This is a genomic window from Siminovitchia fordii DSM 16014 = CIP 108821, from assembly GCF_000374565.1.
In the GTDB taxonomy this organism is placed as follows: domain Bacteria; phylum Bacillota; class Bacilli; order Bacillales; family Bacillaceae_C; genus Siminovitchia; species Siminovitchia fordii.
Genome location: NZ_KB894692.1, coordinates 103792 through 119289 on the forward strand (window position 1 = coordinate 103792; position 15498 = coordinate 119289).

The window sequence follows — 15498 nt, forward strand, 5'->3', positions numbered from 1 at the left end:
CCGGCTGATTTTTTGAATGTGGTGATATTTTAATGCGGAAGTTATGCCTCCATTGGCTGTGACTCTTCTTCAACTGCAATATTACGAATAAATGACATAGTATATAGATCTTTGGACACTTCATAAAGATCGTACACATATCCGCTGTTGTTCAACTGATTAAAAAGATCTTGTCTTGTTTCATAGGCCAATATGGTGTAAGGAAGCTTTTCCGCTGCCTTTTTCGACCGGATGTTCTCTTTTCGGATACGCATAAAAACAGTTTCAATGTCATTCTCGAAAAATAGTTCCTGGAAGAAATTTTCCTTGGCCATATGATTATATCCTTTTCCATGAAACTGTTTACCGATCCATGTTCCCAAGAATCCACTTTTGGAGTCGATATCAAAAAGATTGATTGTACCGATCGGATTTTCCCATTCGTCAAATATAGTCCTTGAAATTAATTCACCGCGTTCTTCAGCTTCAATCGTCTGTTTCGTTAAAAAAACAAACTCGTCGTACGAAGAGGCTTTCTGACGTACATAAGGGAAGACATCGGGGTGCGTCATCAAATCAAACAAAATCCGGCATTCATGCCCATTTACCTCACGTTTCTTGAGCATTCTCTGGATCCCTCCTGCGCAGGGCAGGTCGGTGTTCGATCCTGCCCTCGAAATTTTTTAAGTTTGCATAAAAAATTTCGGGGTGGGAATCGAACCCACTAATACCAGTCAGAAACAGGACTGGTGGCGCACCATTTGCCTTCCCTCAATTATGAGATGTATTCTTTTTTTTGAATATCTACCCATATAATACAAAAATTTATTTTGTTTGCAAATAGATAAAATATATTTTTATAAAATATTATTTTTCGTTTTTCGACATGCGTTTAAGGGGCCATTTTTTAAGCAAGAAGTATAACAGGAGAACTGCCAGGGCTGCTCCGATTAACGGTTTCAAATATGCCGAGGCATGCTTCCCGATTTCGTCCCAATGATTTTCAAGCTCTATACCGATTAATAGGAATAAGACCGTCCACGGAATCATCGCCGCAACAGTAAGAGTGGTAAATTGGTAAAAGGGCATTCTCGCTATTCCAGCCGGGATGGAAATGGCATGCCTAATAACTGGTATGAACCGCGCTGTAAATATGACAACCGTTCCGTGCCGCATAAACCAGCTTTCCGCTGCATTTAAATGTTTTGATTGGATAAAAAGAAATTTTCCGTATCGGTCAAAGAAAGGCCGGCCCCCATACATTCCGAGCCAGTACAAAAAAAGCTGTGCCATCGTTCCGCCAAAAATGCCGGCAATCAATGCCTGGAAAAATGTTATTTTTCCGCCCGCTATTAAATATCCACCGTAACCCAGGACAATTTCACTCGGGATGACTTCTATCATGAGGCCGACAGCAATTCCTATAAATCCGTATTCACCAAGCATTTGCAGCAATTCGACAGCCCATTCCTGAAGCATGAAATTTTACCACCCCATTAATTCAAATCCTTTCAAAGAATGAATATGCCTGTACGAAAAAAAATATCATTTTTTTTGAAACTTTCCTGGGAGCTTTTCGTAATAAATAATAGATAGATTTTCGATAGGAGGGAATTTAATGGATGCTGTTTCCAGCAATGACAGAATGCTTGCTTTGGCCATATATGTGACGAGTTTCTTTACAACTTTGATCGGCCCGCTACTCATTTGGCTTTTGAAAAAAGATGAGTCGGCTTTTATAGACTTTCACGGCAAGGAATATTTGAATTTTATTATCTCTTACACGGTTTACAGTCTGGTGGCTTCCTTATTAATGCTCGTACTGATTGGCTTTATCCTTTTGCCGATTATTGGGATTATGGCATTTGTATTCACCATTATTGCGGCAATTAAGGCTTATAACGGGGAAATTTATCACTTTCCACTCGTATTCAGAATCATTAAATAGGTTACCTAATAAATATGCCTCCGATTTTCTATATCGGGGCATTTTTCTTTTTCTTGAAAAAAAGATTAGTCATGTTCTGGTAGCTTGTCTCGTATAATGAACTGAAACTCCTGAAACAGGGGGAAGAGGATGAACATAAAAGAACATTATACATTCATGTCCCGATTATATTTTCATCAAAGCATCCTGTTTACGGTCGTCTTTATGGTTGTCATCTTGCCGAATCTGAAGAAAGCGGATCTTTTTCTGAGCAACTTGGCAGGGCTGGCTGTGTTTCTTTGTATGGTTTATTTTGTTTTGAGGTTTCTGTATTTTTCATATAAAAGCAATGCGGTATCGATCATGCTCAGCACTGGGCCAATGGCAGAGAATAACGAAACTTTTCTTCTTATTTCTTCACACAATGCGAATTGCCTGATGGAAGCCTACTCTTCGGACGGAATCAGGCGTTTTTCCATTTTCAATGTAAAGGGGAAGGAGAGGAGGAGCAGCCTGAAAAATTATGAACTGGGAAAGAGGGGCCGGTTGTTTAAAATCAATGAGCATGGGATAGGGACGACAGGATACTTACATATCGAGCAAAGCGGTACCAGTTTCATCACTTCGAAGAATAAAATTCCTGTGATTATCAATTCAAAAGGCGGCAAAAGCCTCTGCTTTATTGTCGGCCCCGATCAATTTGAGATAAAAAAGCCATACTCAAACCGGCTGTTATTGAAAAATGGACGGCCGGTCATGTCAATTAAAAAAGGGTTGATGCCCATTAAATGGCAACAATATTTTTCTCCGAATACTCCTTTGTTGAAAATGGATACAAGCCTCTCAAAGGAAGAGAGGAGTCTTTGTTTATGTTTGCTGACTTTGTTTTAAATTTGATGGCCCAAACGTTCAAGAACCTGCCCAAAGGGCTGCTTATTTTTGCATTGAAAGTACCGGGCAAACGGGTCTTTCATCTTGGACAACCTTTCCAGGACTGATTCCATAGTAAATTGTACAGGGGATAAATCTTCGGTCAGTTCATCCCAATGGATGGGTGCGGCTACCAGTCCGTCTTCATTGTTCCTCACTGAATATGGAGCAATGATCGTCTTGCCTTCAGCATGCTGTACAAAATCGACATAGAGTCTTCCGCCGCGATTTTTTTTCAATCTTTCCGTCGTGAACGAACTCGGATCATATCGAACCAGAAATTCAGCTATAAATGAGGTGAACCGTCGGGTATCCTCCCATGTGAACCTGCCTTCGGGCAGTGGGATGTATACTTGAAGCCCCTTATTTCCGGACAGCTTTACAAATGAAAAGAGGGCAAGTTCATCTAAAACTTGTTTAAGGATTGTAGCGGCGTATACTGCCAAATGGAAGTGGGACCGGTCCGGGGGATCCAAGTCAAAGACAATCTCACTTACATAGTTGCTTCCCACCTTATGGAAAGGAATGTGGAACTCGATTGCAAGCTGATTCCCAAGCCAAATGAGTGATTTCAAATCATTGCAGACAATATAGTCGATGTCATCTATCACATATGATTCAATGTAACCAGGGGAGGTTTCCGGCTTGTTTTTTTGATAAAAGGACTCTCCGAATACACCGTGTGGGGACCTGATCACAGTCAAGGAACGGTTTTTCAGAAAAGGAAGCATAAAATGGGCAGCTTTTCTGAGATAGCGGGCATAATCAAGCTTTGTTGCATAATTTTTTGTCCAAAGTACCTTTTCCGGATGAGTGATCTCAATTTCAGCAGGAAACATTGCCTCATTGAATAAAAATTTTTCAAATGTACAGTCATCAGGATGGAGATCGAACCTCAAACATTTGAAATGAGGTTCCCTTAACTGGTTGTCCGTCCATTCAAGATAATGGATGTCAACACAGATGCCGGGATTCACTATATACTTTGAACCATTTCTTCCGATGTGGTTTTCACGTATGGTTGTCTTAAGGGCGTTTTTTGTGTCGGAATCAAGGCTGAATAAAAATTGCCCCAGCGGGAAAATGTTGCCATCCTTCCAGACCCCAACGTAAAAATAGCCATTTTCTCCATCCATGGCAGTAATGAAGCAGGAAACGGTTTTCCAATTTTTAATTTTTTGCCACTCAGCAGACCTTTTACCTTCCAGCCATTGACTTCCGGCTTGTTTGGCGACAATTCCTTCACTGTCAAATTCCTTCGCGGTATGCAGGCTCTCTTCAAAGGATCTTGAAAAAGGAATATACTGGAATAATAGGTCATCTCCTTGGGCAGGTGATTCAGGCAGCCCAAAGGACTGGACCAAATTGAATAATAAGCTTTTCCGTTGAAGGTAGCTAGAAGAGGACAGGCTCTTTCCTTTACAGGATAATAAATCAAATATGAGGTATTTGCATGGCCATTTTCTGGATTCCAATAATATTTTTTCTTTGGATCGCATCCTTCCCCGTTGCTGCAGTTTTGAAAAATTAGCTTTGAACGGATTCTCCAACATGACGAGTTCGCCATCCAATAAAAGGGGAAGATGCTCTTTCACCTTGTGTGAAATGGCGTCCAAAAAAGAGATCAATTCCGGGAATTGAGGGAGCATATCTTTACCGTTCCTGCTCCAAAGATGCACTTCTTGTTCAGTCCATTCCAATATTCCGCGATAACCATCATATTTTATCTCATAAAGCCAGTTGCCTGATTGCGGTGGGGCAAAGGTTAAAGTGGGAAGCATGGGTCTCATCATAAATCACACCTCGTCTGAATTTTTCATGTGTAGTTTTTCCTAACCTGTTTTTTTTACCAAAAGTTTATATGTTTATTTATGGGGACAATGGGCAAAAGCTAAGGAAAAATATAAAGACGAAGGGTGACCATATGCATACGATGTGGAAAGGAAGCATCAGTTTCGGTCTTGTGAACATTCCGATCAAGCTGCATGCCGCTACAGAGGATAAAGACGTAAAATTTCGGTCATTGCACAATGAATGCCATACACCTATCAAATATGAAAAGGTTTGTCCCACATGTGAAAAAGAAATAGGCGTTAAAGACATTGTCAAAGGATATGAAGTCACAAAAGGAAAATTTGTTGTTGTCGAAGAGGATGAACTAAATGGACTAAAGGAGGCTGTCGAGGAGAAAGCGGTGGAGATCATCGATTTTATCAAGTTAGAAGAAATCGATCCCATCTATTTCAACCGAAGCTACTACATGTCCCCTGATGGGGGAAATAAAGCATACGGGCTGCTTAGGAAAGCTTTGACCGATTCGGAAAAAGTAGGACTCGCCAAAATCATCATCCGTTCAAAGGAACAACTGGCTGTCATTCGGGTTTATCAAGATACTCTCATAATGGAAACAATCCACTATCCGGATGAAGTTCGAAACGCTGCCGATGTACCCAATGTCCCTTCCGAGGATAATGTGACAAAGAAGGAGATCGATACGGCGATCCTGCTTATCGATCAGTTGACAACAACATTTGATCCGGAAAAATATAAAGACGAATACCGTACAAAGGTTCTAGAACTGATCGAAGCGAAACGGACAGGAAAAGACCTGGTCACTGTGAAAGAGAAAGAACCTGCTGTCCAAATGACTGATCTGATGGCAGCACTTCAGGCTTCCATAGACAGGACCAAGCCAAAAACAAAGCGGCCGGCAAAAGGAAAAAAACCTGCATCCAAAACTTCTGCAGCAGGGGGAAAGAAATAAAGAAAAAATCCCATTTACCCGAATAAAAAATATAAGAAACGGGAAAGACAATACTAGCTCAATAAAATAAATAAAAGTTTGCCCGTTTCTTGCTTTTTTCTTTATATTCATGTATGATAAATGAGAAGTAAAGATACGTTAATTTTATTTACCAGTAATTGGAGTTACCATTATTCACATGTTATAATGAATATCTACTCCAGGAAGTGGGTATTGATTATAATATGTGAATTTTTATTTACCCGGTAAATATTAGGAACATATTAATAAATTTTTGGAGGTTTTTGTGCATGACAACTGGTACAGTTAAATGGTTTAACAGTGAAAAAGGTTTTGGATTCATCGAAGTGGAAGGCGGAAATGATGTATTCGTACATTTCAGCGCTATTCAAGGTGAAGGATTCAAGACACTTGATGAAGGTCAACAAGTAGAATTTGAAATTGTTGAAGGCCAACGTGGACCACAAGCGGAAAACGTTGTTAAACTATAATTTTCCTTTGAAAAAGAACTGCCTTTTTGGCAGTTCTTTTCTTTTTATAGTTCGTCTTATAGTTCGTCAAATCCGTTCAAGTCACTTGTTTTTGTGTATTGGCGGGATTTTTGTTCGAAAAAGTCGGTTTTCGTATCATCGAAATTGTCTACATACGCCCGAATCCATTTCATCGGATTATCAATATAATCTTCATAAATTTCGCTCAATCCCAGCATTCTGAGCATTTTATTTGCTCTATATTTAATATAGCCCTCCATTTCCATAAGATCAATTCCATCGATTCCATTCAACACATAGCGGCTCCATTTCATTTCCTGCTCGACCGAGTGGCGGAACTGGTCATAAACCCAATCCGTAAATTCGACCGTATTATACTCATGATTTTCAGCTAAAGTGGCGCGGAATAAATCGCTTATAAAGCGGCCATGCTGAAGCTCGTCGCGGTTAATATAAGATATCATCGTCGATGTTCCAACCATTTTTTGATTCCTTGCCATGTTATAGAAAAAGGCAAATCCCGAATAAAAGAATAACCCTTCAAGCAAAGCGGTATAGACCATTGCCTTTAAGACATTTAAAATGGAAGGGTTCAATGCAAATTCATTATATACCTGCATGATTCTTTCATTTCTTTTCATTAGTACTTCATCTTTTCTTCCGGTTTCAAACGACTCGTTTTGTCTGTCGAATGACGTGACTGAAGAGAGGACATATGCATAGCTGTGGTTATGCTCACTTTCCTGGTCAGCGATCGTTGCCATAATTGATTTAACGGACGGGTCGGTCGAATAATGGCCGATTCTGGCTGCAACATCAGTCTGCGGGCCATCAAGTGTCGCAAGCAATCCGATGATTTTTAAAAAAGCATCCTGTTCTTTTTCCGGCAATGTTGGAAATTGTTTGATATCCTGGGTCATATCCACCTCACTTGCTCGCCAGAATAAGGCCCTTATCTGTTCACGGTGATTGTAAAAGTGAGGGTAGGCAAGATCGTTCCAATTCAAAATTCCGCTTGCTTTTCCTCCGAACAGCGCTGTTGATTTATTAGGATTTAATGGTTCCAATACGGCTACTTTATCAAGTGTTTTAGGCATTGATTTAATACTCCTTCCGTCCATTTCTTAACTGTTTTTTCCTGAGACCCTCTCGGACTTTGCTCTATTTTTAAAGGATCATATGCTGAATAATAAAACGCGGCAAGTTTCTCAGCTGCATGGCAAAACAGGGCATCGCCCCCGAATTGCGTATCTCCTGTTCCAAATACAAAAACGTTGGGCGGTTTATACCCGATTTCATAGACAAAGTCTTTGACAAGGTCCGGAGTCTGACCTTTTCCCCATGTAAATGTTCCGACTAACATAGCGTCAAAGAGGGAGGGATCAGGTGCAGGACCTGATCCAATCCGATGTAACTGAGTGGTGTGACCGTGTGCATTAAGAACTTCATCAATGATTTCGGCGGTCTCTTTCGTATTCCCGCTAAAACTTGCATAGGATATCAGGACTCGCACCATACACAGTCCTCTATATCTGATGCCGTCGACCTAACATAGTATGTTGTTTTCAATCCGGAGTCCCAAGCCTGCAAATGCAGATCAAGCATAACCTGCGCCTTGATGTGATTAGGGACGTAAAAATTGAATGAGATTGCCTGATCGATATGACGCTGCCTGGCTGCATTTTGCTGGATGGACCAGCGCTGGTCTACAATATAGGCCGATTTCCGGTACACATTGTATGTACGGTGGTCAAGATCCGGTGCAACGACTGGAAGTTTATAATTTTTCTTTTCTTCGTGGTAAAACGGTTTGAAGATAGGGTCTATACTTGCCGTCGATCCTGCTATGACAGATGTGCTTGAATTTGGAGCAACAGCCATCAAGTATCCGTTTCTAATTCCGTATGCTTTTACATCTTCCATGATTTCTATCCATCCATTTGTGCCATCTTCGTCCAAATAGCCGCGGACTTCAAAGTAACGGCCTGTCTGCCAGTCGCTCCCTTCAAACAACGGATAAGCTCCTTTTTCTTTTGCCAGCTGTACACTAGCTTTGATGGTCAATTGTGAAATTTTCTCATAAAGGCTATCCGCCAACTGAACAGCCTCTTCGGATTCCCAGGCAATGCCTTTTAAGGCAAGCAAATGATGCCATCCAAAAGTCCCGAGGCCGATCGCTCGGTATTTTTGATTAGTAATGGCTGCCTGCTTAACATCGATGGTATTCAAGTCGATGACATTATCCAGCATTCTTACCTGGATTGGAATCAGCCTCTCCAAGATGTCATCATTGCCATCTTCGGGGTCAACGGATTTGCCAAGATTAATGGAGGAAAGGTTGCATACAACAAAATCACCGGCTTTTTTGTATGTAATGATTGTATCTCCATCGACCGTTTCCTCGTAATGGACGGTAGGCGACATATTTTGCATGATTTCTGTACACAAATTGCTGGAATAAACCATGCCTGCATGCTTGTTCGGATTCATTCTATTCACTTGGTCTCTGTAAAACATGAATGGTGTACCTGTTTCAAGCTGAGACTTCATGATTCTGATCATGATTTGGATGGCAGGCACCGTAGTTTTCGTCAATTGCTCACATCGGACACATTCTTCATATTTTTCTCGGAAAGAGCCTGCTCCTTTTACCTCATCATAATAATCTTCCAATGAATAGCCCATCACTTGTTTCACTTCATGAGGATCAAATAAATGCCAATCCCCGCGCCTTTCAACCTGTTCCATGAACAGGTCAGGCAAGCAGACCCCAGTAAAAATATCATGTGCCCGCTGCCTTTCGTCTCCGTTGTTCAGCTTCAAGTCGAGAAAGGACAGAATATCGGCATGCCACACATCTAGATAGACGGCGATGGCTCCTTTGCGTCTCCCGAGCTGGTCTACACTGACAGCGGTATTGTTCAACTGTTTAATCCACGGGACAACGCCTGAGGAAGCACCCTTAAATCCTTTGATAGAGCTGCCTCGTGCCCTTACCTTGCCCATATAGACACCGATTCCTCCACCGTCTTTAGATAACCTGGCAACGTCTGTATTACTGTTGTAGATGCCGATCAGTGAATCATCGACTGTATCGATGAAGCAGCTGGACAGTTGGCCATGGGCGAGCCCGGCATTGGCCAGTGTCGGGGTCGCCACAGTCATATATAGATTTGAAAGCGCCCAGTAGCTTTCTGCCACAAGATCCAGGCGCTTATCAGCCAGTTCATTCTGCATAAGATGCATCGCAATGATAAGCCATCTTTCTTGTGGGAGCTCGAATGTATTTTTTTCATGGTCAACAGCCAAATATCTTGTAGCAAGAGTATGCAGACCTGTATAATCGAATAGGAAATCACGCTCAGGATCGATCAGTTTGGATAATTGAACAATTTCCTGTTTGCTGTATTTTTCCAAAAGAGTGGTAGAATAAATACCTTTTTCAGTCAATACTCTGATTAGGCTGTAAAAATCGCCGTATTTCCTGGTTTTATCATATGAACGGTTTTCAGCGGCTCTTCTATATAAATCATGCAAATATATTTTTGCCGCATCAAATGACCAATGTGTATTTAATTCATCAACATTTTCCAATGCCGATTGAATAAGGAGGTCCGTGATATGCTCAGCTTTCAGTTCCTCCTTTGATTCGATGCTTCTAAAAACTTTATCACGGTATTCGCTAGAATCTATCAAAGTGACTCTCTGAAGGAAGCTGTCAAGCCGCTCCCTGTCAAATCGTTTTTGTCTGTTCCCGTCGTCTTTTACGATGATTGTTGTCATTTCTAAACAAACCTCCTGTTTTTTCCAATAAAAATATCCGCTCCGAGGAATAGAGCGGATCAAACGATAGGAAATTGGAAACAGTTTCACTATCGTTTCATCTTCTCAATCCCCGAAGAATTGAAACTCGGACAAGGAAAGGCAGGTCTCCTGACTCATGCATCAACCTACTGGGGAAACCTTCCCGTCAAGGACAGTGGTTAAATCCCGGTCGTTCGCATTTACAGTTGCGGGGACAGTTCCGGCTTTTCACCGGATTCCCTTTTAAGTCCTAAATGGACACCTTCTCTTGTGAATTATCAATATATTGTGTTATGTATTTTTTTTGTCACCAAATATAGTGTCGAATGTGATTTTAACATGAGTAAAATTGAAATACAAGCAGAAACATTTTTCTTTTAAAAGAATGATAGACAACCTTGAAAAGAAGAGAGAGAAACGGTAATCTTTACAATTGGGGTTATATTGAGCGAAAAGGAGATTGGATATGGAGTTTGATATTTTAGAAATTTTGAAGTATATCTTTTTAGGGCTCGTTCAAGGTATTACAGAACCGATTCCGATTTCGTCCAGCGGCCACCTTGTACTTGCACAGCATTTTTTAGGAATAGAGACAAAGAAGCTGACTTTTGAGCTTCTTGTTAACGCTGGGTCACTTATAGCAGTTCTGATCATCTATAAGAATGATATTGTCCGCCTGGCGAAAAACGGCATTACATATTTGACAACCCGGGATATAAATGCAAAACCGGATTTCATGTTCATCGTTTACTTGATTGTTGCTACGATACCGGCTGGTGTGATTGGCGTTCTTTTTAATGATGTGATATCTGAAACATTAAAAGGGGTCCGCATCACAGCCATCACGCTGCTTATTACAGGTGCTGCTCTATTTTTAATAAGAAATATGAGAGGACGTAAGAGGGACGGAGATTTGACCCTCAAAGATGCGATTGTTGTCGGGCTTGCGCAGACTGTTGCACTGATACCGGGAATAAGCAGATCAGGCGCAACAATCGTAGCAGCCATGGGTATGAAAATGAGGCCGGAAACCGCATTGCGATTCTCGTTTTTATTGTATATTCCTGTGAGCCTCGGCGGAACGCTCCTCAGTATCACGGATATAGCGAACGATCCGGATATAGCAACGCTTTTCATTCCATATTTTTCAGCATTCGTCGTATCAATTATCGCATCCTATTTTGCATTGAGATGGTTCATGAATATCATGGCAAAGGGCAACCTTATATATTTTAGCATATACTGCTTTGTTGTCGGAACACTCGTCTTGATCTTCGCATGATTGGAAAGCTATTTTCAAATTAAATATGGATAAAACCGCCTTGATATAAGAAGAATAGAAAAAGAGCGATCGTATCAGGGAGGAGTTCGAATTGAACGGCAAACAAAACAATCAACAGGCTGAACTTCAGGAGCTTGCTCGGAAGTTGAACCAGCAGGAAGCGCAAAAAAACAAACAGCAGTTGGAGCAGCAATTTCAATTGCAAAAAAAACAAGCACTTCAAGCTATGCAGCAGGCGGAAATGACAATCCACCAAAATAATAACATGGCGGATTTGCAATCGCTGCAGCAGGCTCAACAGCAGCTGCAGCAGGCGACACAACAGTTGAGCCAAATGCAAGGGATCTCAGTTATACACTCAACGAGCGCCCAGCAGCAGCAACTGGAGCAGGTACAGCAGCAGATTGAACAGGCTTCACAAACTTTGCAGCTGATTAAACAGTGGTGACAGCAGTTTTAAGAAAGGATAAAAGGGTAACGACCCTTAGATCCAGAACTGTTCCCCAATTGTTAGACACAAATCTAATCATTGGAGGTACAGTTTTTTTATGGTCAAAATTCACCAGTGTTGAAAAAAACAAGCAGTTATACGAAAAGGTCTGAGTCCGGTGCAACACTGAACTCAGTCCTTAATAGCTACTTAGTTTCTAACAATATGGAGGCACTTTAATCAGTGTGATTTTCTTCTGCATTAAGGACAGATTTAATCGCTTCCTTTATCTCGGCGTACCCGGTACATCTGCATAGATTTGATTCCAGCCATTCTTCAATCCTCTCGTCTGATGCATTCGGGTGATTTTGCAATAGAGCGTGGCATTTTAAAACAAACCCAGGCGTGCAATATCCGCATTGAATTGCCCATTTTTCAACAAATGCCTTCTGTATAGGCGAATCTTTCAGCCCCTCAATGGTTAAAAGAGGTTTATTCAAAGCCTCGATAGATAAAATGAGGCAGGAATGCATGGGCTTCCCGTCAACCAATACTGTGCAGGCCCCACAATCCCCATTTTCACAGGCAGGCTTCGCTCCACTCAATCCCATCTGCCCTCGCAGAGTCTGAAGTAGGGTATCTCCGGATCTGATGATGGCTTCCCGTGTTTCCCCGTTGACATGAAACTGTTTGACCGACTTTCCCTTTCCGTGAAACAATATCAATTTGCCTCCTCAAAATCCTTTATTATCTGCAGCAAGCCATTACTCAAAATGAATTTCCGATATCCAGCGGAACCCTGAAAATCGTCAATAATCGGGGCAGGCAAGAGTTCAATGGCCTTTTCAACACGTTCTGGCGGTGACAGCGAATCATCGTTCAAAACGGATTCCATATCTTCAGATCGAAACGGATTGGAGGAGATACCTGAAAATGCAAATGCCATTTTGTCTTCTTTTTGGATAGCTGCAATGGTTAGGAGAGGATATCCAACCTTTGAAAACCTCGTTTTCTTATAATGGACAAAAGGAAGGGAAGCGTATTTTTTATCTATCATGATTTGTATCAGCACTTCACCAGGATTAAGCTGAAGTTGGTTGGAGTGATCCAACTGAATTATTCTTTCCCCATTTATACCTGCGACTTTTAGTTTAGTGTCAGATAATAACAGTGGAAGCATGCCTTCCCGGTATATCAGGCGGCTGTTCAGATGTCCGCCAATCGTGATTTTGTTTCTGGAAGAATGGTCGGCAACCCGTCTGACTGTTTCGCCGAGAAGAGGAAAGCGGCCTGCTTCTATGATTTCATTTAAGGTAAGGGCCGCCCCTAAAATGATTTGGCCGCCTTCGTCTTTAAATTCCTGGCACTCAGGCAATCCTTTGATATCAATGATTGCGTCTAGGTGTAAGTGATTATTTCTGGCAAAAGTGGTGAATTCAGTGCCACCGCAAAAGACGGCAGCCTTATGATCCTCTAATAATTGTATCGCATCATCCAAAGTATTGGGTCGGTGGTATTCAAAGTCGAAGGGAATCATTTTAATGCCCCCACCTTTTTCCAAATGATTTCGGGAATGAGAGGCAGTTGGTTCAAGTCTGTCTGGACTGCTGTCGAAAGGCTGTTGGCAAGTGCAGCGGGCATTCCGATGACACCATATTCCCCGATTCCCCTGGCGCCGAAAGGACCATCAACCGATGGAGTTTCTACGAAATCAACGAGATATTCATCAGGCTCTTCACCAAATCTAAGCATTTGATAAGTTCTTAGTTGAGGATTTTGTACAATTCCATTTTCATCAAAAACGAACGTTTCACTTCTCGCAAAACTGAGTCCCAAATACATGCCGCCCCTCATTTGCTGGGAAGCCGTCGCCGGGTTGATAATGGTACCGCCGTCCAATACAGTTACGGTTTTTAAAATTTTGTATGAATAATCGATAGGATCAAGTTCTACCTCCACGGCTTGCGCGCCAATTGACCACCACGGACCCGGTTTACCAAATCCTGTATCTTTATCCATAGGCGTCAAATGTCTCTGGATGTACCTTCCATAGCCTACGATTTGCCCTTCCACCGCATGCCCGTTAGGGAACTTATATCCGAGCGCCAAGTCCTTAAATTCAACTCCGTATTCGGGACTCGGTTTCAGATAAACGCGGCCACCGCCGACTTCAAGATCCTCTTCCGCACACTTCAGGACAATGGAAGCCGTCCTTTTCAGTTTGGTTTTGGCATCTTTTGCAGCGGCAAGGACTGCTCTGCCGGCAAGAAATGTCGTACTGCTCGCAACGGTTCTCCATTGATGTGGGTCATTCTGGGTATTCACTTCCATCGTCACATGAATTTTATTTGTCTCTAATCCAAGTTCTTCCGCCGCAATCTGCGCCAAAATTGTTTTTGTTCCCTGCCCAAGCTCAATAGCCGCACAGTTCAAGTTGACGCTACCGTCGGCTTCGAAGGTCAAAAAGGCACCTGCTTGAGCGTTTGTTGCTGTAGTCGATGTTTTCCAAAACAGGCTGATGCCTTTAGATTTGATTTTTCCGTTTGTTTCGGTTCTTTTGCCTTCATCCCAATTGATTAATTCCTTGGTTCTTTCAAGGCATTTAGCAGCATCGCCAATATTACTCGCATTCAGTGCAGTTAGAGTAGGAGAGGTTGCCCCCGGTTTAATGTAATTCATAAGACGGAGTTCTACCGGGTCGATTTTGACTTTTTCTGCAAGCTGATCCATTGTTCTTTCAACTACAAAAGTGAGCTCGGGGTGGGCATACCCTCGAAAGGACGTGGCGTAAGGGTGGTTCGTATACATGCAATAAGAATCACACCACACGTTCGGTACATCATAAGGACCGGTACAATCAAGCGCAGCCGCCCTTGTAATGCCTGCCGCTTGATCCGTATAGGCTCCCGAATCAATTAAATAAGTGTATTGCCCGGTCTTCAGCTTTCCTTCTTTAGTGGCTCCCAATCTGATTGTGGCATGAAGTCCAATATGGCATGGTGCTGTTATCAAGTCTTCTTCACGCTCATATTTTAGATGAACAAGCTTCCCGCCGACCATTTTAGAGGCCAAATAGGCAAGGGGCTCCAATTGAACGGTTCCTTTTCCTCCAAAAGCCCCGCCAATAAGGGGGACATGAACGACTATATTTCCAACCTCTATATTAAAAAATTGGTTCAGTACCTTTTTGATTGTATACGGAGATTAAGTGCAAGAATGCACGATGACTTTTCCTGAAGGGTTGATCTCAACGCTGCATGCCCTTGTTTCCAAAGCGGCATGGTCGGAAAGATTAAACTCATATTCTGCTGTCACTTTCACTTCGGACTGTGCCCATGCTTGGCCGAAGTCACCCTTGCGTATTTTGATGTGGTTTCCAATATTTGTCCCATTCACAGGATACACGTTACTGATAATTTTCTGATATTGGCCGGAATTCTCATGGATCAAAGGAGCACTTTTGCTAAAGGCCTCTTTGACGGAATTAACGACCGGGAGCGGTTCATAATCGACTTTTATTGATAATGCGGCCTGTTTTGCCTGGTATTCATTATCGGCAACAATCAAGGCAACCGGCTCCCCATAGTAGCGGACTTTATCAATCGCCAAAGGAGGCCGATCTGCCAAAATAGGACCAATATGAAAGGGGAACATCTTTCCTGTGATAACAGCCCGGACACCGGGCACTGTCCATGCGTCTTCCGTATGGACATCTTTGATTTTTGCGTGGGCATATGTACTTGTCGCCAATTTTGCATGAAGCGTATCCTGAAAACTTAAGTCTGCTATATATTTAAGGGTTCCTGCCGCTTTTTCTAAGGCGTCTATTCTTTGGTGCGGCTGGCCTACCTTTGTTGAAATCTTATGGAACAATGAAATGCCTCCCTCTTT

General features: G+C 42.1%; 15 protein-coding genes, 1 pseudogene and 1 riboswitch. Of the genes and pseudogenes, 6 read left to right on the forward strand and 10 right to left on the reverse strand.

Translation table 11 applies throughout. From position 1 onward, the window contains the following. Positions 1-41: 41 nt before the first annotated feature. Together C509_RS0112400 and uptA are read right to left on the reverse strand one after the other, a co-directional pair. Positions 42-605 carry a GNAT family N-acetyltransferase gene (locus tag C509_RS0112400; protein WP_018707257.1) on the reverse strand — a complete coding sequence of 188 codons (564 nt, stop codon included), beginning with the start codon at positions 603-605 and terminating at the stop codon, positions 42-44. Positions 606-846: 241 nt separating this feature from the next. Then, on the reverse strand, positions 847-1458 hold the full coding sequence (gene uptA / locus C509_RS0112405) for an undecaprenyl phosphate transporter UptA (RefSeq protein ID WP_018707258.1): 612 nt from the start codon (positions 1456-1458) through the stop codon (positions 847-849). A 139-nt stretch (positions 1459-1597) separates the two neighbouring features. Here uptA and C509_RS0112410 point away from each other — a divergent pair, with 139 nt between their 5' ends. Together C509_RS0112410 and C509_RS0112415 are read left to right on the forward strand one after the other, a co-directional pair. Further along, positions 1598-1927 (forward strand): DUF4870 domain-containing protein, encoded by a 330-nt coding sequence (locus tag C509_RS0112410; RefSeq protein WP_018707259.1) that lies wholly within the window; start codon positions 1598-1600, stop codon positions 1925-1927. A 129-nt stretch (positions 1928-2056) separates the two neighbouring features. After that, a complete protein-coding gene (locus C509_RS0112415; protein ID WP_018707260.1) occupies positions 2057-2797 on the forward strand; it encodes a hypothetical protein in 741 nt (246 codons plus the stop codon). On the opposite strand, the gene C509_RS0112420 is transcribed toward C509_RS0112415, so the two are convergent. Next, positions 2794-4626, reverse strand: a complete 1833-nt coding sequence (locus tag C509_RS0112420; protein WP_026319834.1) for a DNA ligase D — start codon at positions 4624-4626, stop codon at positions 2794-2796. The genes C509_RS0112415 and C509_RS0112420 overlap by 4 nt on opposite strands. A 134-nt stretch (positions 4627-4760) precedes the next feature. Between C509_RS0112420 and ku the strand changes: the two genes are divergently transcribed. Beyond that, positions 4761-5600 carry a non-homologous end joining protein Ku gene (gene ku, locus C509_RS0112425; RefSeq protein ID WP_018707262.1) on the forward strand — a complete coding sequence of 280 codons (840 nt, stop codon included), beginning with the start codon at positions 4761-4763 and terminating at the stop codon, positions 5598-5600. A gap of 290 nt (positions 5601-5890) precedes the next feature. Next, a complete protein-coding gene (locus tag C509_RS0112430; protein ID WP_018707263.1) occupies positions 5891-6091 on the forward strand; it encodes a cold-shock protein in 201 nt (66 codons plus the stop codon). A gap of 56 nt (positions 6092-6147) precedes the next feature. Here the strand turns inward: C509_RS0112430 and C509_RS0112435 are convergent, their stop codons facing one another. The 3 genes from C509_RS0112435 to C509_RS0112445 are packed head-to-tail and all read right to left on the reverse strand — an operon-like array spanning position 6148 to position 9874. Further along, positions 6148-7188, reverse strand: coding sequence for a ribonucleotide-diphosphate reductase subunit beta (locus tag C509_RS0112435; protein ID WP_018707264.1), 1041 nt, complete (start codon positions 7186-7188; stop codon positions 6148-6150). Further along, on the reverse strand, positions 7164-7607 hold the full coding sequence (locus tag C509_RS0112440) for a flavodoxin (RefSeq protein WP_018707265.1): 444 nt from the start codon (positions 7605-7607) through the stop codon (positions 7164-7166). Before C509_RS0112440 ends, C509_RS0112435 begins: the two co-directional genes overlap by 25 nt. Beyond that, on the reverse strand, positions 7592-9874 hold the full coding sequence (locus tag C509_RS0112445) for a ribonucleoside-diphosphate reductase subunit alpha (RefSeq protein ID WP_018707266.1): 2283 nt from the start codon (positions 9872-9874) through the stop codon (positions 7592-7594). Before C509_RS0112445 ends, C509_RS0112440 begins: the two co-directional genes overlap by 16 nt. Before the next feature lie 123 nt (positions 9875-9997). After that, positions 9998-10176, reverse strand: a riboswitch (cobalamin riboswitch). 185 nt (positions 10177-10361) lie between these two features. On the opposite strand from C509_RS0112445, the gene C509_RS0112450 reads away from it, so the two are divergent. Both C509_RS0112450 and C509_RS0112455 read left to right on the forward strand, forming a co-directional pair. After that, positions 10362-11177 carry an undecaprenyl-diphosphate phosphatase gene (locus tag C509_RS0112450; protein ID WP_018707267.1) on the forward strand — a complete coding sequence of 272 codons (816 nt, stop codon included), beginning with the start codon at positions 10362-10364 and terminating at the stop codon, positions 11175-11177. Positions 11178-11268: 91 nt separating this feature from the next. Further along, on the forward strand, positions 11269-11625 hold the full coding sequence (locus C509_RS0112455) for a hypothetical protein (protein ID WP_018707268.1): 357 nt from the start codon (positions 11269-11271) through the stop codon (positions 11623-11625). A gap of 218 nt (positions 11626-11843) precedes the next feature. Here C509_RS0112455 and C509_RS0112460 read toward each other — a convergent pair whose 3' ends face one another. From C509_RS0112460 to C509_RS27355, 4 genes and pseudogenes are all read right to left on the reverse strand, one after another. Continuing rightward, on the reverse strand, positions 11844-12332 hold the full coding sequence (locus C509_RS0112460; protein ID WP_018707269.1) for a (2Fe-2S)-binding protein: 489 nt from the start codon (positions 12330-12332) through the stop codon (positions 11844-11846). Next, positions 12329-13144, reverse strand: coding sequence for an FAD binding domain-containing protein (locus C509_RS0112465; protein ID WP_018707270.1), 816 nt, complete (start codon positions 13142-13144; stop codon positions 12329-12331). The genes C509_RS0112460 and C509_RS0112465 overlap by 4 nt, the downstream gene beginning before the upstream one ends. Then, a complete protein-coding gene (locus tag C509_RS27350) occupies positions 13141-14286 on the reverse strand; it encodes a xanthine dehydrogenase family protein molybdopterin-binding subunit (RefSeq protein WP_342664521.1) in 1146 nt (381 codons plus the stop codon). Before C509_RS27350 ends, C509_RS0112465 begins: the two co-directional genes overlap by 4 nt. A gap of 3 nt (positions 14287-14289) precedes the next feature. Next, positions 14290-15480: pseudogene (locus tag C509_RS27355) on the reverse strand (xanthine dehydrogenase family protein molybdopterin-binding subunit); the annotation flags it as partial. Positions 15481-15498 lie beyond the last annotated feature (18 nt).

Excerpts from the sequence above, each read along its gene's own strand:
- C509_RS0112400 (WP_018707257.1), bottom strand. The coding sequence starts at position 605 with ATGCTCAAGAAACGTGAGGTAAATGGGCATGAATGCCGGATTTTGTTT.
- uptA (WP_018707258.1), bottom strand. The coding sequence starts at position 1,458 with ATGCTTCAGGAATGGGCTGTCGAATTGCTGCAAATGCTTGGTGAATAC.
- C509_RS0112410 (WP_018707259.1), top strand. The coding sequence starts at position 1,598 with ATGGATGCTGTTTCCAGCAATGACAGAATGCTTGCTTTGGCCATATAT.
- C509_RS0112415 (WP_018707260.1), top strand. The coding sequence starts at position 2,057 with ATGAACATAAAAGAACATTATACATTCATGTCCCGATTATATTTTCAT.
- C509_RS0112420 (WP_026319834.1), bottom strand. The coding sequence starts at position 4,626 with ATGAGACCCATGCTTCCCACTTTAACCTTTGCCCCACCGCAATCAGGC.
- ku (WP_018707262.1), top strand. The coding sequence starts at position 4,761 with ATGCATACGATGTGGAAAGGAAGCATCAGTTTCGGTCTTGTGAACATT.
- C509_RS0112430 (WP_018707263.1), top strand. The coding sequence starts at position 5,891 with ATGACAACTGGTACAGTTAAATGGTTTAACAGTGAAAAAGGTTTTGGA.
- C509_RS0112435 (WP_018707264.1), bottom strand. The coding sequence starts at position 7,188 with ATGCCTAAAACACTTGATAAAGTAGCCGTATTGGAACCATTAAATCCT.
- C509_RS0112440 (WP_018707265.1), bottom strand. The coding sequence starts at position 7,607 with ATGGTGCGAGTCCTGATATCCTATGCAAGTTTTAGCGGGAATACGAAA.
- C509_RS0112445 (WP_018707266.1), bottom strand. The coding sequence starts at position 9,874 with ATGACAACAATCATCGTAAAAGACGACGGGAACAGACAAAAACGATTT.
- C509_RS0112450 (WP_018707267.1), top strand. The coding sequence starts at position 10,362 with ATGGAGTTTGATATTTTAGAAATTTTGAAGTATATCTTTTTAGGGCTC.
- C509_RS0112465 (WP_018707270.1), bottom strand. The coding sequence starts at position 13,144 with ATGATTCCCTTCGACTTTGAATACCACCGACCCAATACTTTGGATGAT.
- C509_RS27350 (WP_342664521.1), bottom strand. The coding sequence starts at position 14,286 with ATGAATTACATTAAACCGGGGGCAACCTCTCCTACTCTAACTGCACTG.